Consider the following 24695-nt stretch of genomic DNA (forward strand, 5'->3'; position numbering starts at 1 on the left):
CGTATGGGTGTGTCATGGCACACCCATTACCAATACGCCGCTGCCGTTCAACGGCCCCTCGACAGGCAGGGACCCCGCCTGCTTGACCAGGGCGAACGTTACAACGTCGCTCCCGGAACTGTTGGTGATGCGGGTCAGGAATGAGCCGTTGACTCGAACCGCAGTCCCCTGACGGACAAGGGCCGTGCCCACGTTCGGATTGCTCATCACCAGCGCATTGGCGTTGAACGAGGACGGCGTGCCTTTGTAGGTAATAGTGATCGGCGTGGTAATCCCCGGGTCCGGGCACCGGTAGGTGAGCGTGCGATCGGTACGAACGGTGGTTGATACGGGGTCGGTGCCTATCGCCCTCTGGTGCACGTTGCCGAAGTTGATTTCGATCGGTTGGTTATTGTTGATCGTGCACGACGACGGGGAGATGGTGAAGTCGTTGTTGGCAATGTACGTAAGCTGCAGGCTCGTGGCGCTGGAGTCATAGTTGTTGGTCTGGTCGAGGCGCAACACGCCGAGATTGTCACCGATTCGAATGTCGATGGGGTTTGTCGGATTATTGCGGATCAAGATATAGGGGATGACATCGACCGGGATCGGAGACGTATTGTTAGGCATGGTCGCAATCCTGATACCCGCCTGGATAGGCGTGTTCCAATAACTGCCATTGATACGCAAGCCGGTCGTCTGGTTGACGAACTTCGGACCAGGCGACCAGGCCGGGCCGATCCTCGTCCCGGTGGCCCAGTAATCCTGCCGTCCATCCGGGGTATAGCTGTCCGGTTCAAACCGGCATTCGATCCTCACCCCGGACAGGAGAATGCGCGGCTCATTCACCTCCAGTCGCACATTCACCGGAACCTGCAGGTTCAACGTCCCGCCAATGCTCACCCGTTGCCAATTGCCGCCATTGACCCGGCAATCAGCCGCTTTCACGGTCGTCGTAATGCCAGCCAGGGCAAGCAGCACAACGGCTCCAAATAGTCGTTTCATGTTGTTCTCTTTCATCCCATGCATAACGGTTTAGCGTTACGGATAATCCAGCGTAAACGTCGAAGTCACACGGTAGCTGCCGTGCCCGATGGTCTTGTCCCGCAGGGCATCCGGCTCACCCTGCACATAGGCCTTGAGCAGGATGACGTTGTTGCCGGGGCTCAATTTCTGTTCGTCGCCGACCTTGTTCACCGGCACCGGCTTGTCGCTCAGTGTCTCCAGGCCCAGCCCGATACCTGAGGCACCGCTGCCACCATCCAGCGCGAATAAACCGGGCAGCGCGCGGTTTTCCGCACCGTTGAACAGGATGGTCACCGAGTCGCTGATGGTGGTATTGCAGTCATCCAGGTGCAGGGTGAAACGTTTGCCCACTGAGCGTGTGTTGATGTAGAGGTGCTTGCTGGTCAGGTCCCACAGCTCCAGGGTGATGGCTTCATCGCCCGGGCGGATGGTGCAGGCCTGTTCCACCAGGTTGCCCTTGAACCTCAGGTTGTCCACCGCCTGCGCCGTGGCCGCCAGGCCGAAGGTCAGCAGCAGGGCCAGGCCCTTATGAATCATTGCGTGTCGCATACACTCGACTCCTACTGGTATTCAGCCAACAGCGTGGCCACCGCCGTGAACCCTTGGGCCTTCAGGACCGAACCCGGCCGTTTGACCGGCACCACTTCCAAGGTCGGCGGTGCCGCCAGGCTGATGTCCAGCGGCGTGTTGAGGCGAAACGGCGCGTTGTTCTGATACAGCCGAATGCCCAGGTCAGGCGCAGTGGTCTGCAGGGCCGCGTTATCAAAGCTTGTCTCTGCGCCCTTGACGCTCAACTTCAACAGCCACGGCAGCGTGGAGGCGCCGCAGCGGATGGTGTAGCCGACGGCCCTGCGATATTTCACGCCATCGACACGCTTGGTGCCGACATCCCCGAAATCGACTTCAATCGTGCTGCCCGAATCAATCGTGCAGGGCGGCGGCTCGTTCAGCGTTCCGTTGAACGTCAGGTTGGCCGACGCAGCACTGAAAAAGCCGAAGCAACACAAGCCGAGCAACGTTCGCTGTGGCCAACATTTCATTGATCGTTTCCTCATTATTGGTACTCGATCACGAGGGTGGCGGCGGTCGCAAATGCCCCGCCCGTCAGCGTGCTGCCTGCGCGCTTGACCGGCACCGCCTGCACGACCGGAAAGGTCGGATGGGTAAACCTGAGCGGCGTGTTCAGCGGCCAGTCCGCCCCATTGGCGAAGAGCTTGACCCCCAGGTCGGTCTTGGGGGTCGAGAGCACTTTGTTATCAAACCCGGCTGCCGCGCCCTTGAGTTCCAGGGTCATCGCGTTGCTGTAAACGGGAGGACTGCAGGTGACGGTATACGGCACGTCCCGTCGATAATTCACGCCATCAATCCGTGACGTCAGCAGGTCATTGCCGAACGGCACATTCAGTGTGCCGCCGCTGTTAATCACGCACGGTGGAGGTGCAATGATGGTCGCGCGGATCGTCAGGTTGGTATCGGCCTGCACGCCCTGGCTGACCACCCACAGCAGTCCCGCACCGATAAAAATGGCCCACGGGCCGGTTAACCTGGTCATTGTTCTGCCCTTACTCATAATTGAGCCTGAAATCCACCACGGCCCGGAATGCACCGCTGGTCAGGGGTGCCGGGGTGCGCGTGGGCTGGACGTTCCAGGTCTGCGTGTTGCGGCCCAAGGGCAAGAACAATGGCTCCCCCCTTGAACCCAGCTGTACATCGCGCCCCTGGGAATCGGTCAGGCGCAGGCCCATCCCGGTGATGCCTTGCACCTTGACCAGCCGTGAATCATCGGCATCGGCTGGTGCGATGAACGCCACCGAGAGCACCGGTTGATAAGCACTCCATGTCAGGTTCCCCGTGCGTTCACTGGCGATGCGGCCGGCGGTGCGCCGGCAATCCTCGAACAGCAGTTGAAAGGCCACGGAGGTCGCCTGGTCACCCGGCCGTTGCAACTGGCTGGCCGACACCGGGCCCAGGTCGATCGTCTGGTGCAGGGATGCCATCTCCAGGCTGCAGGGGGTTTCATGCATGGACCCGAGAATGTTGAGCATCCCGACCATGCCCTCCACATCCTCGTCATCCGCGGCGTGCGCCGGCCCCATCAGGGCCAGCAACAGACCGCCCAAGACCTTCACTGTGTGCAACTTCATGACGTTCTCCGGCAGCAGGCACTACTGATTGGCCACAGACAGTTGCGTGTTCACCTTGCATGTCTCGCCACTGCAGGTGAACGCCAGCAGCGGACGGCCACCGTAATCATTCACGTAGGACAAATAGGGGGTGGTGCCGAGCTCCTTGGCAGTCGGCCCCAGGGCCTGCGTGCCTTTGGGCGGGACCATCACCGGCTCGAAGCCCGGTATGGTCTTGCCGTCCTTGCTGCTGCGCGCATCCACCAGGGTCACGTAGTAAGGCGTGGGGTTATTCACCTGGTAGTGATCGCCTTGCCGGGTAAGGGTCAGCTTTTCCTGCCATGGGTTGGACAGGTCCTGCTGGGTGGGGGTAATTGCCTGCGGCCGGTAAAACAATTTGATCCGGGTTTGCAGGGCGATTTGCAGGGTGTTGGGCTTGTCGCTGCGCGGCGGAATTTCCCGCAGGTTGAAGTAGTAGACCGTCTCCCGATCCTGGGGCAGCGATTTGGCGGCCGGCAACGCCTGGACTTTTACCTGGCTCTGCTTGCCGGGCTCCAGGCGTTGGACCGGTGGCAGCACGATCAACGGCGAGGTGATCTTGTTGCCCTCTTCATCCTCGATCCAGCCCTGGGCCAGGTACGGCAACTGGGGGTTGTTGTTGGTGATGTTGACGCTGGTTGCGTCTTTGCCACCGTCGAAAATCACGCGGGTACGGTCCAGGCCGACAGCGGCGTTGGCGCTCTGGCTCAAGACCGTCAGCAGCAGTGCGTAGGTAAAACGTATGTGGTGTTTCATGAGGATGGGTTCTCCATAGTGTTTCGCTGGCCGGTCAGGCTGGCTGGCTCGGGTGAGGCTTGATCGACGGCTACCCTCTGGCAGCGCAGTTGCAGGGCATCGGTGAACGCATCCGTTGGCAACTCGACAGGCAGCGTCAGGACGCAACGCTCGGTGCCGCCCCAGCTGACGATCATCTGCTCGCCGGCCTGAATGCCGCTCAGGTAGACATCCCCGCCGTCATTCACCACCCCGGTGTCCTGCTGCTTGCGGTTTTTCACCGTGGCGCCGAAGGGCGGTGCGCTGCCATCCGGCAGGCGAAGAACCGCCATGGCCTTCTGGCCGGAAATCACTTCCAGGGATCGGTAGCCAATGGCCCCCTCGGTGAGGGTTAGTTGCGTCACGGATTGAGTGGCCTCGACATCGCTGGGCAATTTCTCCAGGTCAACACTGGCCGCCGTACGCTGGTAGCTGGTGATGTCGGAGATGACCGCCTTGCCGAACGCGTTGCTGCGGGTCGGCGTGCCGTAGCCCCGCACGGGCACATCGGGCACACCGGCGGTATCGACCAGCAGCCGGGTTCCGCCGGTACTGGTGGTTCGATGCAGCGCCCCGCCGTAAGGCGTGAGCGTGCCGCCGCCACGCACGGATGCGCTGAGGGTGCGGTTATTGCCTTGTTGCGTCGTGGCGCTGAGGTCGATGTCGGCCTGGTCACCAATATGGCTCAGGTAGCCGCTGGCCGAGGTGTCGCTGGCACTGACCTGGTAGCTGTTACGTTCATCCAGGCGATCGGCGTAGCGTGTGGTAAAGCTGTTTTTGCCGCCGGCCCTGTTGGCATCCATCGACAGGGTGCCGGTGGGTCCCAATGGCAGGCTGACCGTCAGCGCTGCTCCGTTGTCCTTATATTGGTATTCATGGGTGCGATATAAATTCAGCGACAGGCTCATGTTCCTGACAGAGCCCACGTTGAAGTAACGAGACGCCGACAGGTTCCAGCGCTGGGTGTCCGGCCGGTTCCAATAGGTTTGTTTGTTGTAGCTGGCATACACCGTGGTGTTCAGATCGCGGAACTGTTTGTTCACCGTGACCGTATACAGCGCCTTGTTACCGCCAATGGGTTTCCAGTGTTCAATGAAGTTACCGTCTTCATCGAACACGCCGCGCCCACCCAATTCACCGTTCAGCCCATAGTGCCGAGCATCCAGGTATTGGCTCATGCTCAAGTAGTTCTTCTCGGAGAACCGGTAACCGGCGAAGGTGACCTGGCTGTCGTACTCTTCAAAGTTCTTGGAATATTGAAGGCGGTAGGATTTGCCCGAAAGTGTCTGGTTCCACAGGCTGGCGCGAGACTGGGTGACGTCCAGGGAAACGGCCCCGAACGCCAGCAAATCCCGCCCCGCCCCCACCGACAGCGCACGGTAGTTGTTATCCGTTATCGCACCGCCCAGCAGCGACCAACCATTGCTGATTCCCCAGGAAAACTCGCCGGTGCCGAAAAAGTCACCATGGGAGTGGTACTGCAGGTTGGACGGTCGCCCGGCAGACAGCTTGTAACGAACCTGCCCGGGACGCGTCAGGTAGGGAACGCCTGCCGTATCGAGCTGGAATTTCTGTACCGAACCGTCCTGCTCCTCGACCCGCACATCCAGCGTGCCGGACACGGCGTCGTTAAGGTCCTGGATCCGAAAAGGGCCTGCCGCCACCAGCGTTTCATAGAGCACACGCCCCTGCTGGCTGATGACAACCTTTGCATTGGTCTTGGCCACCCCGACCACTTCCGGTGCATAGCCCCGCAGGTTGGGCGGCAGCTGGCTTTCGTCTGACTTGAGCCCGGCACCGGTAAAGCGGAAGCTGTCGAACAGGTCCGAATAGAGGTAGTCCTCGCCCAACACCAGGCGTGCCTTCAGCGCAGGAATGGCGCGATATGCGTAATAGCGGCTCCACTCCAGTTTTTGCCGGCTGGCCTGCGCCTCGCGGTCTTTCTCGACACGCCCTTGCCAATCCGCCCGCAGGCGCCAGGCCCCGGCATTGGCCCCGAGTGTGCCGTTACCGCTGAGGTCATTGCGCGTACCGTCACCTTTGCGGTAGCTGGACTGCGCCGTCATGTTGTAGTCGACCAGCAGCCCCGGCACCCCCTCGTCCCAACGTGACGGCGGGTCCCAGTTGATGGCGCTGTATTCCAGGTAGGCCTGGGGAAGGTTGATGTCCAGGGTGGACGTGCCCAGGTCGGCACTGACCTCCATGCCGGGCAAGCCCATGACATCCAGGCACTGCCCGCCCTTCCACCACTTCAGCTGGTCAGCACCGGACGCCTTGAGGCCCAGTTGCTCGACAAGCTCGCGCGATAAACAGGGCACACTGCCTTTGGGATCATCATCGGGGGCAAAGAACGCCACCGATTGTTCAGATATAGGTTGGGTATTGAGCTGGACCACCATCGAGTAGGTGCCAGGCAAGATAAACCCACTGCGTGCAAACTGAGACAGGTCAATATTGGAGCGATCAATCAGATCAAGAACGTCGGTATTAAACTCAATATCCCCGGCGCCCATTGCAGTTCCAGCCAGTGATATCAACCCGCCAAAGAGGCTGGGGCGCAGCGTATTCATGACTTTCGACGTATTCAACATACACGCAACTCAATCTTCAAAAGTATTCCAACTTGAACCGCACTGCCGCGCGGTGAGCCCCTGCCAACAGCGGCACTCCGTTGCCCACCAGGCGGAGCCTGTAATGAAGTGTCATGTCGCCATCAACCACCGGCAGCAGCGCCATCGGCACTCCCGGCACACTCACCTGGCCAGCGGCGTCCTCAATATGGAAAGCAACCCCCTGCGAGGCCCCAAAGGCCGCAAAGGTGCGCCCGCCCATATCGCTGGGCCCGTCGAACGTCACGCGAAGATGCTCCCAGTCCGGCAGCGTTTCGCCGGGGCGCAGCGGGTCGGGACGCGTCACGGTGCAGTTGACCAGCCGTAGCTGGAACGGCTGCATTTGCCCCGCGCCCTCTCGCAACAGGCGGCCGATGGGTTCGGGAGGCATGTCGATGGTCTGATCGGCAGTGACCGCTTCCAGCCCGCAGGCCGAGTCGATGATCTCGCCTCCCAGCGTGACGAGCCCATCGCCTTGCACACGCGTCTGCGCGGCATCACAAGGGCTGATGAACAACGTCAATGAAGAGGCAATAGCGAGACTTATGAATGTTTTCACCTTGATCTCCCGCCAGTTTTCCCCCGCCACCAGTGGTGGCGGGGGAAACACTTACTGATAAGCCAAGGTGAAGTTGGTGACTGCGCTGAAATCACCAGGAACGATGTCGCCTGTCGCCTGGCCTTGTACGTAGGCGCCGAACTGCAGGGTGTTATTACCGGCAACAATGGCCTGCGGAGTGGTTGGCACGCCCAGCTCAATCGCTTTGCCGCCGTGGGTCATCATGATGCCGATGCCGCCCGCGCTGCCGACCGTGCCGATGCCGCCAGGCACAACGCTGGACGGTGCACCGGTGAAGGTAGTGGTCACGGTGTTATCGGTGAGGCCAGACAGGTCGCACCCTTCAAGCTCGATCGCCACGGGGCGGGCGGTGGACTTGCCGCCGGATTGCAACTGATGCTTTGCAATAGCGCCAAGTGCAACTGACTGATCCACAGACTCAGGCTTGATAGAGCAAGCACCCGAATGGACCGAACCGGTAAATGTAATCGTCCCGTCCGCCGCATTAGCAACAGAGATCGAACCCGCCAACAGGCCGACAGTCAACAGCGCAGCTTTTACTTTAGTCTTCATTTGCAGAGCTCACATGTATTAAAAATCAAAACGAAATCCTGGCTTAGTTGCGCACAGGACTTAATTAACCCAGCGCCAGAACAATTTCCCGAAGCAATGGAAATTGGATGCTTTCCAATTACTTGTATTGCAATTCAGGAGTTCGTTCGAGGCCGGGCAATTATCCATTTCGATTTTGAATATGAAAGCCGGTCGATTCGCTTATTCACGTAGCCTTGTCACACCAAGACACATAGGAAAATTATGGCACTTTGCCAAAACTTTTGAATCAACCGTAAGAAACGGACTACATCAACTTAACGAGAATGATTTAGTGCAGAACAAGTCCGTAAGAATAGGATTACATATTATAAAAAACAACAGTAATTACTGGGGCACGCCAACTAACAAGTTGGCGAATATGTCGAAAGGGTCAGTGCGCTGATCGGCCCGTTTCGAGTCCCGTCTCACAAGACGCGAGATGACCGTTCGTCTGCCGAGGTTGCGGCGGCAATAAGATATATCTTACGTTGTATCTAAACCAAACGAGAGCACCCGAAATGAGAGACCATCATTCACACCGCGACCCCGGTGACAGCCGCGACGGCTTCGACAAACGTCCAGGCCGCGAGCGCGGCGGCCGTGGCCCACGGGTCTTCGCGCCCGGCGACCTGAAACTGCTGCTGCCGGCGCTGATCGCCGAACAGCCGTGCCATGGCTACGACCTGATTCGCCGGATCGAGACCCTGTTCGACGGCGCCTACAGCCCCAGCCCCGGCGTGATCTACCCCACGCTGACCTTTCTCGAAGAAAGCGAATTGATTACCGGCGACGCCGAAGACGGAAAAAAACGCTACACAATCACCGACGCCGGTCGTCTCTTCTTAAGCGAACAGGCGGTTGCCCTCGAAGGCATTCGCATGCGCATGGATGTGAGCAAACGTTCGCTGCGGGGCCAGGACCGTCCGCCGGAAATCCACGAGGCGGTGCATAACCTGCGCCACGCCTTGCATTCGCACCACGGGCGCTGGAGCCCGGAAGAAATCGTTCGTGTCGCGGCGCTGCTCAACAGCACCGCCCAAGCCATTGCCGACGGGAAAGCTCAATGAATACCCAAGCCATCCACCGCGTGACCCACGAAATCAAACGCCGCCGCCTCGAAGTCCTGCGGGTGGTCGACATCACCCCGCGCATGCGCCGCATCACCCTGGGCGGGCCGGAACTGGCGGGCTTTATCAGCCTGGGCAGTGACGATCACATCAAGCTGCTGTTCCCACAGAACGCCGCCGAACAAGCGGCGCTGGACAGCCCCGACTTCAACCTGCGCGGCGACGGCCCGCAACCCGCCATGCGCGACTACACCCCACGCCGGTACGACCTGGACATCGGCGAGCTGGACATCGACTTCGTGCTGCATGGCGATGGCCCTGCCTCCACCTGGGCCGAGCAGGCCAAGGTCGGCCAGCACCTGCATATCGGTGGGCCGCGTGGCTCGATGATCGTGCCGGATATCTTCGACAGCTACCTGTTGATCGGCGATGAAACCGCGATCCCGGCGATTGCCCGGCGCCTGGACGAATTACCGGCGGGGCGCAAGGTATTGGCGGTGATCGAGATCGCCAATGCGGCGGAACAGCAGCCGCTGGCCAGCGCTGCCGAAGTGGAAGTGATCTGGGTGGTGCGCGGCCAGGATGACCTGCTCGAGACGGTGCAGAACCTGACGCTGCCGGGCGGTTCGCTGTACAGCTTCGTCGCCACCGAGAGCAAGCTGTCGCGCCAGGTACGGCGGGTGCTGCTGGACACACACAACGTCAATGAGGCATTCCTCAAGGCCGTGGGTTACTGGCAACAGTGATCCCTGTAGGAGCGAGCTTGCTCGCGAAGAACCTGAGAGCGCCGCGTCAAACCAGACACACTGCGTTATCGTTAACGTTCTTCGCGAGCAAGCTCGCTCCTACAGATTTTATCCAGCCCCACCACCCCCAGAGCAATCATCACAAACCCCACCAGAATTCCCCCGGCATTGATGAACACCTGTGGATAACCCAGAGTGTCCACGTTAATGAACGGGTACTGATACAGCCCCCACACATACCCGCGCAACAACGCATAGGCGAAGTACACCACCGGGTAAATCACCCACAGCCCGATGTGTTTGAGGCGCAGGCTGCCCTTGGGCACGCACCACCACCAATACGCGACAAACACCAACGGCATCACGTCGTGCAGCAACTCGTCCGCTACAAACTGCACCCCCGCAGGCTGCCACATGTGGCGCAACAACAGGCTGTAGGCGAGGCTGACCACGACAATGCTCACGGCAATCCCGCTGCTGACTACGGGCCCGAGGAAGAACCGGCTCGCCGCGGTTGGCCGTTGCACCCACGCATGGGTCAACACCACCGCCACCAGGGTGTTGGTGAGCACGGTGAAGAAGCTGAAGAAATTCACCAGGCCCGGCAACAGGCTGGCGCCATCGACCCAGCGGAAGTAGAAAATGATGTACTGCTGCAGCGCCAGGCCGGCCCAACCGCCGAGGGCTGCGAGGCCGATAAGGTGACGTTTCACCTCAGTCCTCGACCGGTCGCTTGGTGCGCATCAACTTCACGTACAAACCTTCGACCTTCTCCCGCGCCCACGGGGTCTTGCGCAGGAACGACAGGCTCGACTTGATGCTCGGGTCACTGGAAAAACAGCGGATGTTGATGCGCTCGGCCAGGCCTTCCCATTGGTAATGCGCCACCAGCGCGGTGAGGACCTGTTCCAGGGTGACGCCGTGCAGTGGGTCTTTGTTTGTCGCGGTCATGCCGGGCCTTTTGTGCAGAAAAGAAGAAAACGAAGCCGCGCACCTTAGCGGACGGGCCGTGCGGGTGGAAGCGTTGCCTTCACTATAGGCCACTGTTCGATCGTTCCCACGCCCTGCATGGGAATGCCGAATTGGACGCTCTGCGTCCCTCGGTCGACGCAAGTTTTAACCCTGCGCAATGGTGACGCAGAGCGTCACGGCATGCATTTCCACGCAGAGCGTGGGAACGATCAGCGTGGGAGTGATCGAGCGGGGTTTGGGAAAGTTCCCCTTGGCAGGGAAAAAAGTAATGTTATATTGTAACGATAACTATCAAAGGGTATCGAATCCCTTACCGTTTTCAGCCTTCTCTTTTTGCCGTTTGCCAAGGAACGACCGATGTCCCTCTCTTCTCTCTGGCGCCTCACCCCGCTGGCCGCCGCCCTGTTGATCACCTCCCAGGCCAACGCCCTGGAACTGCAACCCCAAGTCATCACCGGCAACCCGCTGGGCAGCGAAACCCTCGCCTCGCCCACCACCGTGCTGGAAGGCGATGACCTGACCCTGCAACAAAAAGGCAGCCTGGGTGAAACCCTGAACAAGCAGCCCGGTGTGTCGTCGTCGTACTTCGGCCCGGGGGCCAGCCGGCCGATCATTCGTGGCCAGGATGGTGACCGCATTCGCCTCCTGCGCAATGGTGTGGGCGCGCTGGATGCCTCGTCGCTGTCCTATGACCACGCGGTGCCGCTGGACCCGGTCAACGTCGACCGCATCGAAATCGTGCGTGGCCCGGCCGCCCTGCTCTATGGCGGCAGCGCCATCGGCGGCGTGGTCAATACCTTCGACAACCGCATCCCCACCGAAGCCATCGAAGGCATTCACGGTGCCGGTGAATTGCGCTACGGCGGCGCCGACACCACCCGCAGCAGCGCCGGCAAACTGGAAGCCGGCAACGGCACTTTCGCCTTGCACCTGGACGCCAGCGCGCGGGAATTCAACGACCTGAAAATCCCCGGCTTTGCCCGCAGCCGCCATGCACCGCCAAGCGACGACGGTGAAGGCAAGAACGGTCGCCTCGGCAACAGCGACGGACGCCAGGACGGTGGTGCAGTCGGCGGTTCCTACACCTGGGACGACGGTTACGCCGGGCTGTCCTACAGCAACTACGACAGCAACTACGGCTCCCCGGCCGAGCAGGACGTACGCATCCGCATGAAGCAGGATCACTACGCCTTTGCGTCCGAAATCCGCAACCTGCAAGGCCCGTTCACCTCGGTCAAACTCGACGCCGGCTATACCGACTACAAGCACATGGAAATCGAAGGCGGCGAGACCGGCACCACCTTCAAGAACAAGGGCTACGAAGCCCGGGTGGAAGCGCGACACTTGCCGATCGGGCCGTTCAACGGCGTGGTGGGTGCCCAAGTCAGTCGCAATGAATTCTCGGCCCTGGGTGAAGAAGCCTTCGTGCCGCAGACCGATACCAACGCCGGCGCGCTGTTTATCCTCGAAGAAATGCAGGCCACCGAGCGCCTCAAGCTGAGCCTCGGCGGGCGCCTGGAACACACTAACGTCGACCCGGACGGCAAAGGCAACGCACGCTTCGCCAATGCCGACAAATCCGCCGACTTCACCGCCGGCAGCCTGTCGTCCGGCGCGGTGTACACCCTCACGCCGATCTGGTCCCTGGCCGCCACCCTCGGCTACACCGAACGTGCCCCGACCTTCTACGAGCTGTATGCCAACGGCGCTCACGTCGCCACCGGCACCTATGAACTGGGCGACGCCAACCTGTCGAAAGAAAAAGCCGTGTCCAGCGACCTGGCACTGCGCTTCGACAACGGCACCCACAAGGGCAGCTTCGGCGTGTTCTACAGCCACTTCTCCAACTACATCGGCCTGCTGGGCAGCGGTCGCACCTTGAATGACGAAGGCGAGGAAGACGCCGGCGGCATCCCTGAGTACAAATATTCCGGTGTGCGTGCGCGTTTCGCAGGCTTTGAAGCCCAGGATCACATCAAGCTGGGGGAAGGTGCCTACGGCAAGTTTGCGCTGGAACTGTCGGGCGACTACACCCGTGCAACCAACCTGGACACGGGTGAAGCGTTGCCCCGCATTGCGCCGTTGCGTTTGAACAGCGGCCTCTTGTGGGACCTGGATCGCTGGCAGGCGCGGATCGACGTTGAACACGCGGCGGGCCAGGGCCGGGTGCCGGACAACGAAAGCGGCACCGACGGCTACACCACCCTGGGCGCCAGCGCCGGCTACCGCTTCAATGTCGGCGGCAGCCAGTGGCTGGCGTTCGTCAACGGCGAGAACCTGACGAACCAGACCGTGCGCTACGCCAGTTCGATCCTGCGGGACATCGCCCCGGCGCCGGGTCGAAGTGTGCAGGTTGGGTTGCGCACCACCTTCTAACTGACTGCACTCGGTTAAAATTGTGGGAGCGGGCTTGCTCGCGAAAGCGGAGTGTCAGTCAATACATGGGTGACTGACTCACCGTCTTCGCGAGCAAGCCCGCTCCCACATTGACTGTGCCCACTTCGAACAGGTTGTGGGGTTAGTACCGCGCATCCACGGGCTTACCCCCCTTCGGCCAGTCCTTCACTTTGTCCGGGAAATCCGGACGAGGTTGTTGGGAGAAGTACGCTGCCACATCCACCGCCTCCTGATCCGACAACCCGCCCTGCCCCAACGGGAATTTCTCGTGGAAACCGATTGGCATGTTGCGTTTGACGAACGCCGCCGCCGTGTACAGCCGCGCCATCCCCGCCCCGATGTTGAACGACTGCTCGCCCCACAACGGCGGGTACACCAACTCGCCATCCGCCCGCGTCAACCCTTGGCCATTGTCGCCATGGCACACCGCGCATTGCCGGGCGTACACCTGCCTGCCATTCTGCATATCCGGCTTGATCGCCGGGTCGACCTTGCCCGCCCCGCGCCCGGCGACTTTGTCTTCGGGCCTGGTGTTGTTTTTCATCCAGTCGAAGTACGCCACCATCGCCTGCATATCCGCCGATTCCGCTGGCAACGGCTTGCCATTCATCGAGCGACGGAAGCAGCCGTTGATCCGCTCTTCCAGGCTCACCACCTTGCCCGCACGCGGCGCATAGCTCGGGAAAAATGCCGAGACGCCCACAAACGGCGAACCATCCGCCACAGTGCCGGCGTTGAGATGGCAGCTGGTGCAGTTCAGCGAGTTGCCCACGTTATTGGGCAGCAGTTCCTTGGTCTGCAGGTGCAGGCGCATGCCGCGTACCACCTGATCGGCATTCGGCGCCGCCAACAATTCGGCCAGGCGTGGGGTTTCAAACGCTGACGAGTCGGTGGTGACCGGGTTGAGCTGGCCGCGCATTTTCTTCACTTGGGCAGCCGTGACAGGCGTGCCTTCGTTGCCCCAACGGCTGCGCACGAAGCTGAGGATTTCAGCGATTTCCTGATCCGCCAACCGCGCAAACCCAGGCATGGTGTAGACCCGTGGATGGGCTGCGGTCTCGGCGGTTTCCCAACCGGTGAGGGTGATGTGCAGCAGTGACGTCGGGTTGTTCGAGGCAACGCTCGGGTTGCCGGCCAACGGCGGGAACAGCCCTTTCACCCCGCCGCCATCGCTACGGTGGCAGTCACTGCAAAACTGCATGTAACCAAGGCCACCACGGCTGGTGAACAAGTCCTTGGGCGGTGCGGCGGGTTCGTGGGCCACGGCGGGCATCGGCAGGTCGTCCTTGCCCGGCGGCAGGGATTTGAGATACGTCGCGATGGCGGTCAAATCGGCATCGGTGAAGTGTTGGGTACTGTGATGAATCACATCCGCCATGTTGCCCGCGACCGTGGCAAAGCGGTTCTGCCCGGTCTTGAGCAATTGCACGGTGTCGTCCACCGTCCACAGGTTGCGCAGGCTCAAGGCGCGCCAGTGCTCGACAGTCTCACCGGCCAGGTAATGCCGGCCACTGCGGCCCGCGTCGCTCATGGCTTTTTCCTGGAAGGCGATGCCGCGCGGGGTGTGGCACGAGCCGCAGTGGCCCAGGCCCTGGACGAGGTAGGCGCCACGGTTAAGCACGTCATCCTTCGCCGGGTCCGGCACGAATGGTTGCTTGTCGAGAAACGCCAAATTCCACAACGCCAGGCCCCAGCGCTGGTTGAACGGGAAGCCCATCTCGGCGTCCAGGTTGGGTTTGTTCACCGCCTCCACGCCCTGCATCAGGTAGGCGAACAAGGCGCGCATGTCGCCTTCGCTCATCTTCGCGTAGGACGGGTAAGGCATCGCCGGGTACAGGTTCTGCCCGGCCGGCGTCACGCCTTCACGCATCACCCGGTCGAACTGCTCGAAGGTGTACTGGCCGATGCCGGTGTCACGGTCCGGGGTGATGTTGCTCGAGTAGATCGTGCCCATTGGCGTGCCCAGTTCAAGCCCGCCGGCCATTTGCGCGCCTTGCCTGGCGGTGTGGCAGGCGATGCAGTCGCCCAGTTGGGCAACGTATTTGCCCTGTTCGATCAGCGTGGGGTCGGCTTCGTTGGCGTGCAGGGGAAGGGAAAGGCACAGCACCACCCCCACAAGGCCCAGACGTGACAGGGGAAAAATCATCGCACTATTCCTTTAATAACCCGGCCTGGGGCGGTCCCCTCGGCGCAGGTCTGCAATCGTTTTTATTGGGTCATCAGGCAGATAACCGGGGCATGGTCGGCCCCAGCTTCGTTGTAGCGGACTTTTTGCGCGCAGCCCTTGATGTGGATCAGGCGGCATGTTCTACAGTGGAACTGAAATTGACTAATTGACGCGGGCATCGATGCCGGCGAGGAGAGCAAGGATGCGTTATTCACCCTTTGTGGGGCGCATTGGCGGCGAATCCGTCAGTGCCTGGGATATTCACTACGCCGCCGCCGAAGCCCAACTGCGGGGCGAAGACGTGATTGTGCTCAGTGTCGGCGACCCGGATTTCGCCACACACAGCGCGATCTGTGAAACCGCCGTGGACGCCCTGCGCGCCGGCGACACCCACTACACCCCTGTGCTCGGCCGCCCGGAACTGCGGGAAGCCATCGCGGCCCGGCAGAGCCTGCTGCAAGGGATTGCGGTGCACGCCGACAATATCGCCCTGGTCGCCGGCGCGCAGAATGGCCTGTTCGCGGCCTGCTTGTGCCTGTTCAGCCACGGCGATGAAGTGCTGGTGCCAGAGCCGATGTACCTGACCTACGAGGCCTGTGTCCAAGCCTCGGGGGCACGCATTAGAACCGTCGAACAACCGGCCGCCAACGGCTTTCGCCTGACCCGTACCGCGCTGCAAGCCGCGATTACCGACAAGACCCGGGGCATCGCCCTCGCTACACCGTGCAACCCCACCGGCAACGTCTACTGCCGCGAAGAGCTGGAAGCCGTCGCGGAAGTGGCACGCGCCCACGACCTGTGGGTGATTTGCGATGAAGTGTATGGGCAGCTCATTTATGACGATCAACACCTGAGCATCAGCGCGTTGCCCGGCATGGCCGAGCGCACGGTGGTGCTCAACAGCCTGTCGAAAAGCCACGCCATGACCGGCTGGCGGGTTGGCTGGGTGGCCGGCCCGCCCACGTTGATCAGCCATCTGGAGAACTTGCTGCTGTGCATGATTTACGGCCTGCCAGGGTTTATCCAGGCGGCGGCGCTCAAGGCACTGGAACTGGATGAGGCCGTGGTCAGCGATGCCCGCGCGGTGTATCGGCGCCGGCGTGACCTGGTGGTGAACGCGTTGAGTGCGATCAGCGAGCTGGACTGCCGAGTCCCCCAGGCGGGCATGTTCATGCTGGTGGACGTACGCCGCACCGGGCTCACCGGCCGGGAATTCGCCTGGCAACTGTATCGCCAGACCGGCGTATCGGTGCTTGACGCCCAGGCGTTTGGCGCCAGCGCCGAAGGGTTTGTGCGGGTTTCGTTTACCGTTGCCGATGACACCCTCAGGGAGGCTTGCCAGCGCATTGCCGGCTTCGTCGAAGGGCTTGGGGCCGACGCCGCGCCTTTACGTGATGACCGATAACAGGTAGCGGCTGTACCAGGAATTGGGCTACGGAAAACGCGCCTTCGAAATGGGCAAGCGCCTCGGTTAAATCAACCGTTGGTAAGATGCCCCTTGATGACCTGTACGTATTTCTGTACGTTTCAGCCATTAAGCGAGGACTCAATTATGGAAACTATCAACTACACCCATGCACGGGCCCATCTCTCGGACACGATGGATCGGGTAAACGAAGATCGTGCCCCTCTGTTGGTGACCCGGCAAAAAGGTGAACCGGTGGTCATGATCTCTCTCTCAGAGTTCAACGCTCTTGAAGAGACGGCCTATCTGCTGCGCTCTCCCAACAACGCGGAACGCTTGATCAAATCGATCAACAGCCTGCGAGCCGGAAAGGCCAAGCCGAGGCAGTTGATTGAAGAATGAAAATACTCTTTACGCCTGAAGGCTGGGACGACTACCTCTGGTTTCAACAAAACGACAAAGCTGGGCTCAAACGCATCAACTTACTGATCAAATCGATCCAGCGTGATCCTTTTGACGGCGTTGGCAAACCAGAACCACTCAAACATAACCTCAGTGGTTTCTGGTCCAGGCGAATCACAGCGGAACATCGTCTGGTGTACGGGATTGAGGAGGGTGAAATACAGATCCTCATGTGTCGCTATCACTATTGACGCCATTTACCGTCAGGATCCTGCCTTGACCTGATCCCCCTCCCCGCTGAAAATGCGCGACGCTTTTCCCGTCTCCCCGTTTACTGAAGTAGTGAAATTTCAATGTCCGATTCCCGCACCGAAGAATCCGTAGTCGCCTTGCAGTCCAAAGCTGAATACGAAAACGCCATCAATCTTTCACAGCACGTGCCGGCGGCCAAGACCATCAGTGAAATGGTGCTGGACGCGTTCCACACCTCCAAGGAAAGCGACCAGATCCGCGAGCTGCGCGTGGCCATCCGCCAGGCCCACGACGCCTTCGACGACGACAAGGCCTACGACCTGATGGGCGAGCTCAAGCAGCTCAAGGACGCCGAAGCCGCCGACAACGCCGCCCTCGAAGACCTCAACACCAAGTTCTCCATCAGCCGCATCCTGTCCAGCTTCAAGGACGACCCGGAGTTCCAGGAGCTGGTCTACGGCCTGGCCCTCAAGGTACTGAACCAGACCCACCAGGCCATCAGCAATCCGAGCGCCGGCAAAGGCAAGGCTTCCCGCCCGAAGAAGGAAATGGAAGTGTTCGCCATCAGCAAGGACGGCATCAGCGTCACCCTGCCGCTGCGTTCGCCGCGCTCCAAGCCGAACGTCGACCGTGAGGCGTTTGAATTCCTCGGCTTTACCTTTGTCGGTGAAGGTGACGAGGCGGAACTGGAAGTTGAAACCTTTGTGGATAACTCGGGCGCCGAGCAGCCACTGACGCGTAAAAGCATCATCACCGCGCTGCAGCAGCAGACAGCGTTTGAGGGCTACAGCATCGCCCAGCAGTAACTCGATCTAAATGTGGGAGCGGGCTTGCTCGCGAAGACGGTGGGTCAGTCACGTATGCATTGACTGACACTCCGCTTTCGCGAGCAAGCCCGCTCCCACATTTGACCTGCGTCGCAGCGAATTCAGCCTACGACTTGAGCCGCAAACACCTCGCGAAACCGCTGCATCTCATCAGCATTCCCCACGGTGACCCGCACCCACTGCGGCCAGTTTTGCCACACGCGCCCTATCTTCACGCCCTGCTCGCCCAGCCGCTCGATGACCTGTTCCGCCGGACGGCGCACATCAATCATGAAACAGTTGCTGTGAGACGCCGTGCAGGTGAATCCGCGGTTTTTTAGCCAGGCCACCGTCTCATCCCGCAACCGGGTATTGAGCGCCTTGCGCGCCGGCACCAGTTGCGCATCCGCAAGGCTGGCGCGGGCGGCGAGCAGGCTGGCGGCCGCCGGCACGTTGTCCCCGCCAAACACCGCCAGTTTTTCCAGCAGCTGCGGATGACCGATCGCAAGCCCCAGGCGTGCGCCGGCCAGGCCATAGATTTTCGAGAACGTGCGCAGCACCAGCAAGTCATCATGGTCCTTGACCCACGCCACACAACTGGGTGCGTCACTGAAGTCGATGTAGGCCTCGTCCACCAGCAAAATGCTGCCCTGGGGTTTGCGCGCCAGTGCCTGTTCGATGGCCTTGGCGGGTGTGAGGGTGCCGGTGGGATTGTTTGGGTTGCAGAGGTAGATCAGGCCGGGCTGGCGGTCAACGGTGAGCATGGCGGGAAGGTCATGGGCGTGATCGGCGTTGAGGTCCACTTCATGCACCCTGGCCTTGCACGACTCGGCTGCCTGGCGCGGAACTTCGTAGGAAGGCGTGGCCATCACCAGGCTGCGGGTTTCGCTGGTAAACGCCAGCACCGCGTAGCGCAACGCGGCCATGGAGCCGGCGAACACCGCCACCTGTTCCTCCAGAATGCCCTGCTGTTTGGCAAACTGTTCGACCAGCGCGTACATGTCCGGGTACGGGTAGCGCCCCGAGGTGGCGATGCCGCGCTGCATGGCCTGCCGCGCAGCCGGCGAGGGCCCGTAGGGGCTTTCGTTGTAGTTGAGCAGCACCTCGGGCGCCGCCACGGCGGGGCTTGCCTCAGCCCAGTCCAGGCGACCCAGCAACGGCAAGGCCGCGCCCAGTGCGATCAGGGAACGACGACTCACGTTGACCATGAAGACCTCTCCTTGTCGGCTCGCAGCTTCAGGTGCGGGATTCGCCCCCGTTCCTGCAATTGGGTATGACGAGGAAAACAGCCGGTGATTTACCCAACCAACAAAAAGCCCCGCACTTCATACCGAAGGCGGGGCTTTTGCGTTTCCGGCTAGTTGGAATGAAAACGCCGGTTCAACGCGATCCGCTTGGCCTCCACTGCCCGCAGGTGTTGGTGGTGACGGCGCCACAGCAACAGCACAATGATCAGCACCAGCACCACCAGGCCACCGCCCCACAGCAGGTACGGCATGGCCGTGATCAACAACGGCGCATCCCCACCGCGACGCAGGCTGGTGACTTCTTCGGAACTGACGCTCAGCGCCGGGTTGCCGAAGGTTTGCAGGCTGTAGTTGGCGATGGCAGCGATTTGCGCGTCGTTCAGGTCACCGCCCAGGGCCGGCATGCTCACGGCGCCGTCGGCACCTTTGCGGTCGATGCCCGCGATGATCGCCATCACCAGGTTGTTGGCCTGGTTACCGTTGAGCGCGGTGTTGAGGCTCAGGGACGGGTAGAACTTGTCAGCCGAGCCCTGGCCATCGCGGCCGTGGCAGCTGGAGCAGGCCGAGTTGTAAAGGCGTGCGCCATCCAGTCCGGTGGCGTCGGCCAGTGAGGCTTGATCGCCCTGGCCGGTTTCCAGGGTGCTCATGTCCACCGGCTTGACGTCACGCACCACCCGCTCGGTTTGCCCGGGATCGCGGATCGGCGGCACACTGTGCAGGTAGGCGGCCATGGCATGCAGGTCGCTGTCGCTGAGGTAGCGGAAGCTGTTTTCCACGGCTTCGGCCATGCCGCCCGCGGCTTGGGCCTTGTCGGCGAGGTGACCGTTTTTCAGGAAGTTGACCAGGTCGTCCTCGCTCCAGTCGCCGAGGCCACTGACCTTGTCGGAGGTGATGTTGGGCGCAACCCAGCCCCCCAGTTTGGCGCCGGCCAGGTACTGGCTGTTGTCCTCGGCCATCAAGGCATTACGTGGGGTGTGGCAGGCGCCGCAGTGGGCGAGGTTGTCCACCAGGTACTGGCCACGGCTGGTCTGTTCGGTGGCGCCGGGCTTGGGCACGAAACCCTGGCTGTCGAGGAACACCAGGTTCCAGCCGAACATCAGTTGGCGGATGTTGAACGGGAACGCCAGGTGCGTTTCCGGCACCGGCTGGTCCACGGCTTTGACGCCCTGTTGCAGGTACACATACAAGGCGTGGATGTCGTCATCGCTCATGCCCTGGTAAGAGGTGTAGGGCATCGCCGGGTACAGGTGCTGGCCCTTGGCGTTGATGCCTTTGCGCAAGGCGTCCGCCAGTTGTTGCTCGGTGTAGTCGCCGATGCCGTAGGCCTTGGACGGGGTGATGTTGCTGGAGATGATCTTGCCCATGGGCGAGTCGATCACATACCCGCCGGCCAGCGGCGCGCCGCCATTCTCGGCGGTACGGTGGCAGGCTTCGCAGTCGCCGGCACGGGCGACATACGCACCTTTCTGGATCAGCGCGGCGGTGTCTTCAGCGGCAAACACCGGCAACGCGGTGAGCAGCAAGGCCAGCAATGGAAATTTAAGCAATCCCATGACCTAGACCTCCCGCGCAATGATGTCGGCCATACGGATACTCAGCGCCACGCCGGCCAGGGTCGGGTTGATGGTGCCGGAGGCCGGTATCACCCCGGTGGTGGCGAGAAACAGGTTGGCGTGGTCGTGGGTGCGGCACTCGTGGTTGACCACCGAATCCTTGGGGTTGGCGCCCATGATCACGGTGCCCATCAGGTGGTCGCGGTTCTGGTAGCCGGTGTTGTCTTCCACCACCGTGCCGCCCATCAGCTGCACGAAGTGCGCATAGTCTTCAGTGACGCCGGCCTTGGCCGCCTTCACGTAGTCGCCCACCTCGTAGTTGACCACCAGCATCGGAATGCCCAGGGCGTCCTTGCGGGTGCGGCTCGGGCGCACGGTGTTGGTCTGCAATGGCAGGGTTTCATACACGGTAGAGACGTCGACCCAACGCGCCGCATCGTGGCGGATGCGTTCGTCCAGCTCCTTGCCGTACACGCCCTGGGCGATCAGCCGCTTGGCCACGGCAATGTTCGGCACGTTGTTGGAGATCGAGTGTTTGACCGACGCCCGTTCCTTGCGGAACTCGCCGTCGCGGCGGTTGAAAATCCCGCCCTGCTGCACCGCGCCGCGTCCCGGCCACAACGGCTCGTCGGCGATAAATTGCAGGCCCTGGCCGGTGTGGTCCATCAGGTTGCGACCGACCTGGTCGGAGGAGTTGGCCACCTCGGAAATCAGCAGCAGCTTGGGGGTTTCCAGGCCGTGGGCGGCAACGATGAAGTACTTGGCAGTGAGCCGCACATCAGCGCCGGTGGAGCTGCGGTAATGGATCGCGACGATCTTGTCGTCCGCGCCTTTTTCCAGCTTGTAGGCGGTGGCGTCGGTGATCAGCTTGGCGCCGGCCTGTTCCGCATGGCGGGCGTGCACGTCGCCGCTGTACATCGCGCCGATGGGGCAGACCGGCATGCAGTTGTTGTTGCCGCTGCACGCCGGGCGCCCGTCGTAGGGTTCAGTGGCACGGCCATTGGGCTCATGGATAAAGTGATACCCCGCCGGTGCCATGCGTTCGCGCAGGCGCTGGAACAGGTAGGTATCACCTTCCGGCGCCATCGGGTACGGGCTTGAGCGTGGCGGGAAAGCGCCGCCGCCCTGCCCGCTCTGGTCCTGGGTGTCACTGCCGCATACGCCCAGGGCAATTTCCGCACGCACGTAATAGGGTTCCAGCTCGCTGTATTCCAGCGGCCAGTCGCGACCTACGCCGTAGAGCGTCTTGAGTTTCATATCGTTGGGCAAGTAACGCCAGCACGCTGCCGCCCAGTGCCAGGTGGTACCGCCCACCAGTTTCAACATGCCGGGGCGGAACTCGAAAGAACCGGTGTTCTCGATGTATTGCTCATCATAAGAATGATGGGCCCACGGTTCATTCGGATAGGGTGAGTTGTAATTGCCCTTGTTCGACGAATTACGGAAGTTCTCGACTATCTTCCAGCGGGGAATATGTTCACCCGCTTCCAGAATAATCACCGACTTGCCGAGTTTGGCCAATTCAAAGGCCGCGTTACTGCCTAATGCGCCGGAGCCAACCACAATGACATCGGCGTCAAAATCCTGATTCATAAAAGTGCCTTGTCTTAGTCGTTGGCCAGCGTGGCCGGAGGATTGACCCAGTAATTGGTTTTTCCCCGGGAGTACGTCGGGATCACCGTGGCGTCCGCGGTCGGCGCATAGGCCAGGGCGCCGGTGAAGGTGACCAGGCGCGTGCCGTCGGTGGCGCGCAGGGACACCGGCGTGCCGGTGTAGCCCAGGTACCAGGCGGAGACGATTTTCTGCGTCGTGTCCTTGATCACCGGGTCGGCGTAGAACGGGCTGCCGGACAACTGGCCGACGTTGCGCAAGTGATGCTGGCCAACCTTGCTCCACAAGGCTTTGATCTTCTCGGGGAATGCAGGGTCGTTCCGGGTGCACTGAGCCAGGATGCGCAAGGACAAGGCGGCATCCAGGTTCGAGCGTTCGAGGAGGAACATCGACAGTTGGCGGAAGGATTCAATGTCGTCGCTGGCGGCGCTGCTGACTTCCTGCGCCAGCGCGGCACCTGCCCACAGCGGGGCAAACAGGCCAGCACCGGTCAAGGCTGCGCCTGAATACAGGAGTTTTCTTCGGGTTATCACGGGATATCTCCTCATGAGTCGAACAACTATCGGCGCACGGGCCTAGTTCGACTTCACTGCAAAAGGCTGAGTACTTCGTTCACGGAGGTTGAACGGACTTTAAGAGCCCTTTTTATAACTGCCAGGAGAACGCCAAGCTGTCGTGCAGCTTGTTAATGATGAGAATGAGCAACAACGCGACCGTCTATAACAGCCGCTTAAACACCGTACAGCAATTTATCCTGCAATAACATGAAACATCCATTTGGATGTTTGCTCAGTTGTGCAGGTAATCCGCGAGGGGATACTTCGCGCACAAGGCTTGAGCCTGCAAGCGCAGGGATTCCTGTGCATTCGGATCCAGGGTGAACTTGTGCTCGTTGAGGGGCGTGACCGCATCGAGTACCCGGCACACCAGTTCGACGACCTGCCGACATCCATCGGCGTCGAGCTGGCGTTGCGCCAGGGAGCCGGTGCCGATACACAACCCGCCAGCGACGAATGATGGTCGCGTCTCTCCCGGTGCGCGATGCTTGTCCACGATGATGCCGCACTGCTCCAGCGCCGCCTGGGCGATGGCGCCGGTGATGCCGCCACGCAAGCGAATCAGCACCGAGTGGTTTTCACTGCGCCCGCCCACCACCTCGTAGTCACAGGCCTGGAACGCGTTGGCCAGTTCGTCGGCCGTGGTGCGAATACGCGCCATCCAGGCGTCGAAATCCGCGGACATGGCGTAGCCGAATGCCGCCGCCTTTGCCGCGATCATGTTGAAGGCCGGTGCGCCCTGCATTCGTGGGAACACGGCTTGATCGAGGAGCCGGCTGAAGCTGGTCTTAAGGCCCGGCACCTTGGTTTCGGCGTCGCGACCGGAAAGGATCAGGCCGCCACGCGGGCCGCCCAGTTGTTTATGGGTGCACAGCGTAGTGACGTGGGCTGCGTCGATCGGGCTCGGATGGCGCCCGGTGGCGACCAGGCCGGCGATGGTCGAAATGTCCGCCAGCAGGATCGACCCGGCTTCGTCGGCAATCCCACGCAAGCGCGCGAAATCAATGGTGTGCGAGTAGGCCGTCGCCCCGCAGATGATCACGCGCGGGCGATGGGCCAGCGCCAGTGTGCGCACCTGGTCGTAGTCGATAACACCCTTGGAGGTAGTGCCGTACCTGAGCGCCTTGTAGTTCGCGCCGGTGAACGCGACGGGGCTGGCGTGGCTCAGGTGCCCGCCGTGATCGGGGGCCATGCCGAGCACGGTGTCTCCCGGCTCCAGCAAGGCCGCCAGTACCTGATAGTTGGCAGTCGACCCCGAGTGTGATTGCACGCCGGCGTATTGCGCACCGAACAGCTCACGCGCTCGGCGCACAGCCAGGGCTTCGACCCGATCGGCATTCTCGCAGCCGGCGTGATGACGCCAGCCGGGCGTGCCCTCGGCGGTCACGTTGACCAGCAGCGAAGCGGACGCCGCCAGGATATTCGGCCTCACTGCGCAGGACGAAGCGGCCAGCGACAGCGTCTGGTGTTGGCGCGTGACTTCCGCATCCAGCAACCCTGCCAGCTCCGCGTCTTCTGCCCGTAGATCCGCCAGCCCTCGTTGCAGCAGGTCGGCCTGGTGGGTAAGTGGTTGCGTGTCGACTGCCATTGTCCTGTGTTCCTTCCCTGAAAATCCCGTGCGCCTTTCCGTTGGGCGCAGGGCAATTAAGCAGAAAAATGAACATTTTCCAAATTAAATGATTCTTTTTGGCCGCACACAGGGGGACAAGACGCGGTTTTTCCTGGCTGGATGATGGCCAATCGCCAAAAAACTGATCACGGTCTTTATTCTTGTGGCAGGCGCATGCAACACTTCGCGCCGCGGCGAAGC

At 61.3% G+C, this 24695-nt stretch carries 24 protein-coding genes; 7 read left to right on the plus strand and 17 right to left on the minus strand.

Annotated elements, in window-relative coordinates:
- Positions 1-12: 12 nt before the first annotated feature.
- From QF039_RS22825 to QF039_RS22865, 9 genes are read right to left on the minus strand one after another with little or no spacing between them, the layout of a single operon-like run.
- Complete coding sequence (locus tag QF039_RS22825) at positions 13-984, minus strand: fimbrial protein (RefSeq protein ID WP_307520854.1); 972 nt, start codon at positions 982-984, stop codon at positions 13-15.
- Positions 985-1020: 36 nt separating this feature from the next.
- Positions 1021-1554, minus strand: coding sequence for a fimbrial protein (locus QF039_RS22830; protein ID WP_023659210.1), 534 nt, complete (start codon positions 1552-1554; stop codon positions 1021-1023).
- A gap of 11 nt (positions 1555-1565) precedes the next feature.
- A complete protein-coding gene (locus tag QF039_RS22835) occupies positions 1566-2045 on the minus strand; it encodes a fimbrial protein (protein WP_003216426.1) in 480 nt (159 codons plus the stop codon).
- A 14-nt stretch (positions 2046-2059) separates the two neighbouring features.
- On the minus strand, positions 2060-2557 hold the full coding sequence (locus QF039_RS22840) for a fimbrial protein (protein WP_134327277.1): 498 nt from the start codon (positions 2555-2557) through the stop codon (positions 2060-2062).
- 10 nt (positions 2558-2567) lie between these two features.
- Positions 2568-3149 (minus strand): fimbrial protein, encoded by a 582-nt coding sequence (locus QF039_RS22845; RefSeq protein WP_003216422.1) that lies wholly within the window; start codon positions 3147-3149, stop codon positions 2568-2570.
- A 21-nt stretch (positions 3150-3170) separates the two neighbouring features.
- Positions 3171-3923: a fimbria/pilus periplasmic chaperone gene (locus tag QF039_RS22850; protein ID WP_134327278.1), complete on the minus strand. Its 753-nt coding sequence runs from the start codon at positions 3921-3923 to the stop codon at positions 3171-3173.
- A complete protein-coding gene (locus QF039_RS22855) occupies positions 3920-6532 on the minus strand; it encodes an outer membrane usher protein (protein WP_307520859.1) in 2613 nt (870 codons plus the stop codon). Before QF039_RS22855 ends, QF039_RS22850 begins: the two co-directional genes overlap by 4 nt.
- Before the next feature lie 16 nt (positions 6533-6548).
- Entirely contained in the window at positions 6549-7109 is a 561-nt protein-coding gene (locus QF039_RS22860; protein ID WP_023659209.1) for a fimbrial protein, read from the minus strand.
- A 51-nt stretch (positions 7110-7160) separates the two neighbouring features.
- Positions 7161-7682, minus strand: coding sequence for a fimbrial protein (locus tag QF039_RS22865; protein WP_023659208.1), 522 nt, complete (start codon positions 7680-7682; stop codon positions 7161-7163).
- A gap of 539 nt (positions 7683-8221) precedes the next feature.
- Between QF039_RS22865 and QF039_RS22870 the strand changes: the two genes are divergently transcribed.
- Together QF039_RS22870 and QF039_RS22875 are read left to right on the plus strand one after the other, a co-directional pair.
- Positions 8222-8770 carry a PadR family transcriptional regulator gene (locus QF039_RS22870; RefSeq protein ID WP_003216412.1) on the plus strand — a complete coding sequence of 183 codons (549 nt, stop codon included), beginning with the start codon at positions 8222-8224 and terminating at the stop codon, positions 8768-8770.
- The gene (locus QF039_RS22875; protein WP_008435572.1) at positions 8767-9516 is read left to right on the plus strand and encodes a siderophore-interacting protein; all 750 of its coding nucleotides are present in this window, start codon (positions 8767-8769) and stop codon (positions 9514-9516) included. Before QF039_RS22870 ends, QF039_RS22875 begins: the two co-directional genes overlap by 4 nt.
- A 71-nt stretch (positions 9517-9587) precedes the next feature.
- Here the strand turns inward: QF039_RS22875 and QF039_RS22880 are convergent, their stop codons facing one another.
- Together QF039_RS22880 and QF039_RS22885 are read right to left on the minus strand one after the other, a co-directional pair.
- Positions 9588-10229, minus strand: a complete 642-nt coding sequence (locus QF039_RS22880; protein ID WP_307520865.1) for a Pr6Pr family membrane protein — start codon at positions 10227-10229, stop codon at positions 9588-9590.
- Between the two features lies 1 nt (position 10230).
- The gene (locus tag QF039_RS22885; protein ID WP_003216406.1) at positions 10231-10467 is read right to left on the minus strand and encodes a VF530 family DNA-binding protein; all 237 of its coding nucleotides are present in this window, start codon (positions 10465-10467) and stop codon (positions 10231-10233) included.
- Between the two features lie 378 nt (positions 10468-10845).
- On the opposite strand from QF039_RS22885, the gene QF039_RS22890 reads away from it, so the two are divergent.
- Positions 10846-12864 carry a TonB-dependent receptor gene (locus QF039_RS22890; protein ID WP_307520868.1) on the plus strand — a complete coding sequence of 673 codons (2019 nt, stop codon included), beginning with the start codon at positions 10846-10848 and terminating at the stop codon, positions 12862-12864.
- 142 nt (positions 12865-13006) lie between these two features.
- Here QF039_RS22890 and QF039_RS22895 read toward each other — a convergent pair whose 3' ends face one another.
- Positions 13007-15031 carry a c-type cytochrome gene (locus QF039_RS22895; RefSeq protein WP_307520870.1) on the minus strand — a complete coding sequence of 675 codons (2025 nt, stop codon included), beginning with the start codon at positions 15029-15031 and terminating at the stop codon, positions 13007-13009.
- A 223-nt stretch (positions 15032-15254) separates the two neighbouring features.
- Between QF039_RS22895 and QF039_RS22900 the strand changes: the two genes are divergently transcribed.
- The 4 genes from QF039_RS22900 (at position 15255) to QF039_RS22915 (ending at position 17917) form a co-directional block, all read left to right on the plus strand.
- Positions 15255-16457 carry a pyridoxal phosphate-dependent aminotransferase gene (locus tag QF039_RS22900; protein WP_307520872.1) on the plus strand — a complete coding sequence of 401 codons (1203 nt, stop codon included), beginning with the start codon at positions 15255-15257 and terminating at the stop codon, positions 16455-16457.
- 147 nt (positions 16458-16604) lie between these two features.
- Positions 16605-16859 (plus strand): type II toxin-antitoxin system prevent-host-death family antitoxin, encoded by a 255-nt coding sequence (locus tag QF039_RS22905; RefSeq protein ID WP_087692805.1) that lies wholly within the window; start codon positions 16605-16607, stop codon positions 16857-16859.
- A complete protein-coding gene (locus QF039_RS22910) occupies positions 16856-17110 on the plus strand; it encodes a Txe/YoeB family addiction module toxin (protein WP_087692806.1) in 255 nt (84 codons plus the stop codon). The genes QF039_RS22905 and QF039_RS22910 overlap by 4 nt, the downstream gene beginning before the upstream one ends.
- 102 nt (positions 17111-17212) lie before the next feature.
- A complete protein-coding gene (locus QF039_RS22915; protein WP_307520876.1) occupies positions 17213-17917 on the plus strand; it encodes a hypothetical protein in 705 nt (234 codons plus the stop codon).
- 122 nt (positions 17918-18039) lie between these two features.
- Here the strand turns inward: QF039_RS22915 and QF039_RS22920 are convergent, their stop codons facing one another.
- The 5 genes from QF039_RS22920 to glyA form a co-directional block, all read right to left on the minus strand.
- The gene (locus QF039_RS22920; protein WP_307520878.1) at positions 18040-19125 is read right to left on the minus strand and encodes a pyridoxal phosphate-dependent aminotransferase; all 1086 of its coding nucleotides are present in this window, start codon (positions 19123-19125) and stop codon (positions 18040-18042) included.
- A gap of 149 nt (positions 19126-19274) precedes the next feature.
- Positions 19275-20717 (minus strand): cytochrome c, encoded by a 1443-nt coding sequence (locus QF039_RS22925; protein ID WP_177040293.1) that lies wholly within the window; start codon positions 20715-20717, stop codon positions 19275-19277.
- Positions 20718-20720: 3 nt separating this feature from the next.
- Complete coding sequence (locus QF039_RS22930) at positions 20721-22310, minus strand: GMC family oxidoreductase (protein WP_102369856.1); 1590 nt, start codon at positions 22308-22310, stop codon at positions 20721-20723.
- Between the two features lie 14 nt (positions 22311-22324).
- Positions 22325-22861 (minus strand): sugar dehydrogenase complex small subunit, encoded by a 537-nt coding sequence (locus QF039_RS22935; RefSeq protein ID WP_023659207.1) that lies wholly within the window; start codon positions 22859-22861, stop codon positions 22325-22327.
- A gap of 256 nt (positions 22862-23117) precedes the next feature.
- A complete protein-coding gene (gene glyA / locus QF039_RS22940) occupies positions 23118-24473 on the minus strand; it encodes a serine hydroxymethyltransferase (protein ID WP_008435606.1) in 1356 nt (451 codons plus the stop codon).
- Between the last annotated feature and the right edge of the window lie 222 nt (positions 24474-24695).

Source organism: Pseudomonas sp. W2I6, assembly GCF_030815935.1.
In the GTDB taxonomy this organism is placed as follows: Bacteria; Pseudomonadota; Gammaproteobacteria; order Pseudomonadales; family Pseudomonadaceae; genus Aquipseudomonas.

Bases quoted from the DNA above. Each gene is read 5' to 3' on its own strand.
- QF039_RS22825 (WP_307520854.1), bottom strand. From the start codon at position 984: ATGAAACGACTATTTGGAGCCGTTGTGCTGCTTGCCCTGGCTGGCATT.
- QF039_RS22830 (WP_023659210.1), bottom strand. From the start codon at position 1,554: ATGCGACACGCAATGATTCATAAGGGCCTGGCCCTGCTGCTGACCTTC.
- QF039_RS22835 (WP_003216426.1), bottom strand. From the start codon at position 2,045: ATGAAATGTTGGCCACAGCGAACGTTGCTCGGCTTGTGTTGCTTCGGC.
- QF039_RS22840 (WP_134327277.1), bottom strand. From the start codon at position 2,557: ATGACCAGGTTAACCGGCCCGTGGGCCATTTTTATCGGTGCGGGACTG.
- QF039_RS22845 (WP_003216422.1), bottom strand. From the start codon at position 3,149: ATGAAGTTGCACACAGTGAAGGTCTTGGGCGGTCTGTTGCTGGCCCTG.
- QF039_RS22850 (WP_134327278.1), bottom strand. From the start codon at position 3,923: ATGAAACACCACATACGTTTTACCTACGCACTGCTGCTGACGGTCTTG.
- QF039_RS22855 (WP_307520859.1), bottom strand. From the start codon at position 6,532: ATGTTGAATACGTCGAAAGTCATGAATACGCTGCGCCCCAGCCTCTTT.
- QF039_RS22865 (WP_023659208.1), bottom strand. From the start codon at position 7,682: ATGAAGACTAAAGTAAAAGCTGCGCTGTTGACTGTCGGCCTGTTGGCG.
- QF039_RS22870 (WP_003216412.1), top strand. From the start codon at position 8,222: ATGAGAGACCATCATTCACACCGCGACCCCGGTGACAGCCGCGACGGC.
- QF039_RS22875 (WP_008435572.1), top strand. From the start codon at position 8,767: ATGAATACCCAAGCCATCCACCGCGTGACCCACGAAATCAAACGCCGC.
- QF039_RS22885 (WP_003216406.1), bottom strand. From the start codon at position 10,467: ATGACCGCGACAAACAAAGACCCACTGCACGGCGTCACCCTGGAACAG.
- QF039_RS22890 (WP_307520868.1), top strand. From the start codon at position 10,846: ATGTCCCTCTCTTCTCTCTGGCGCCTCACCCCGCTGGCCGCCGCCCTG.
- QF039_RS22895 (WP_307520870.1), bottom strand. From the start codon at position 15,031: ATGATTTTTCCCCTGTCACGTCTGGGCCTTGTGGGGGTGGTGCTGTGC.
- QF039_RS22900 (WP_307520872.1), top strand. From the start codon at position 15,255: ATGCGTTATTCACCCTTTGTGGGGCGCATTGGCGGCGAATCCGTCAGT.
- QF039_RS22905 (WP_087692805.1), top strand. From the start codon at position 16,605: ATGGAAACTATCAACTACACCCATGCACGGGCCCATCTCTCGGACACG.
- QF039_RS22910 (WP_087692806.1), top strand. From the start codon at position 16,856: ATGAAAATACTCTTTACGCCTGAAGGCTGGGACGACTACCTCTGGTTT.
- QF039_RS22915 (WP_307520876.1), top strand. From the start codon at position 17,213: ATGTCCGATTCCCGCACCGAAGAATCCGTAGTCGCCTTGCAGTCCAAA.
- QF039_RS22920 (WP_307520878.1), bottom strand. From the start codon at position 19,125: ATGGTCAACGTGAGTCGTCGTTCCCTGATCGCACTGGGCGCGGCCTTG.
- QF039_RS22925 (WP_177040293.1), bottom strand. From the start codon at position 20,717: ATGGGATTGCTTAAATTTCCATTGCTGGCCTTGCTGCTCACCGCGTTG.
- QF039_RS22930 (WP_102369856.1), bottom strand. From the start codon at position 22,310: ATGAATCAGGATTTTGACGCCGATGTCATTGTGGTTGGCTCCGGCGCA.
- glyA (WP_008435606.1), bottom strand. From the start codon at position 24,473: ATGGCAGTCGACACGCAACCACTTACCCACCAGGCCGACCTGCTGCAA.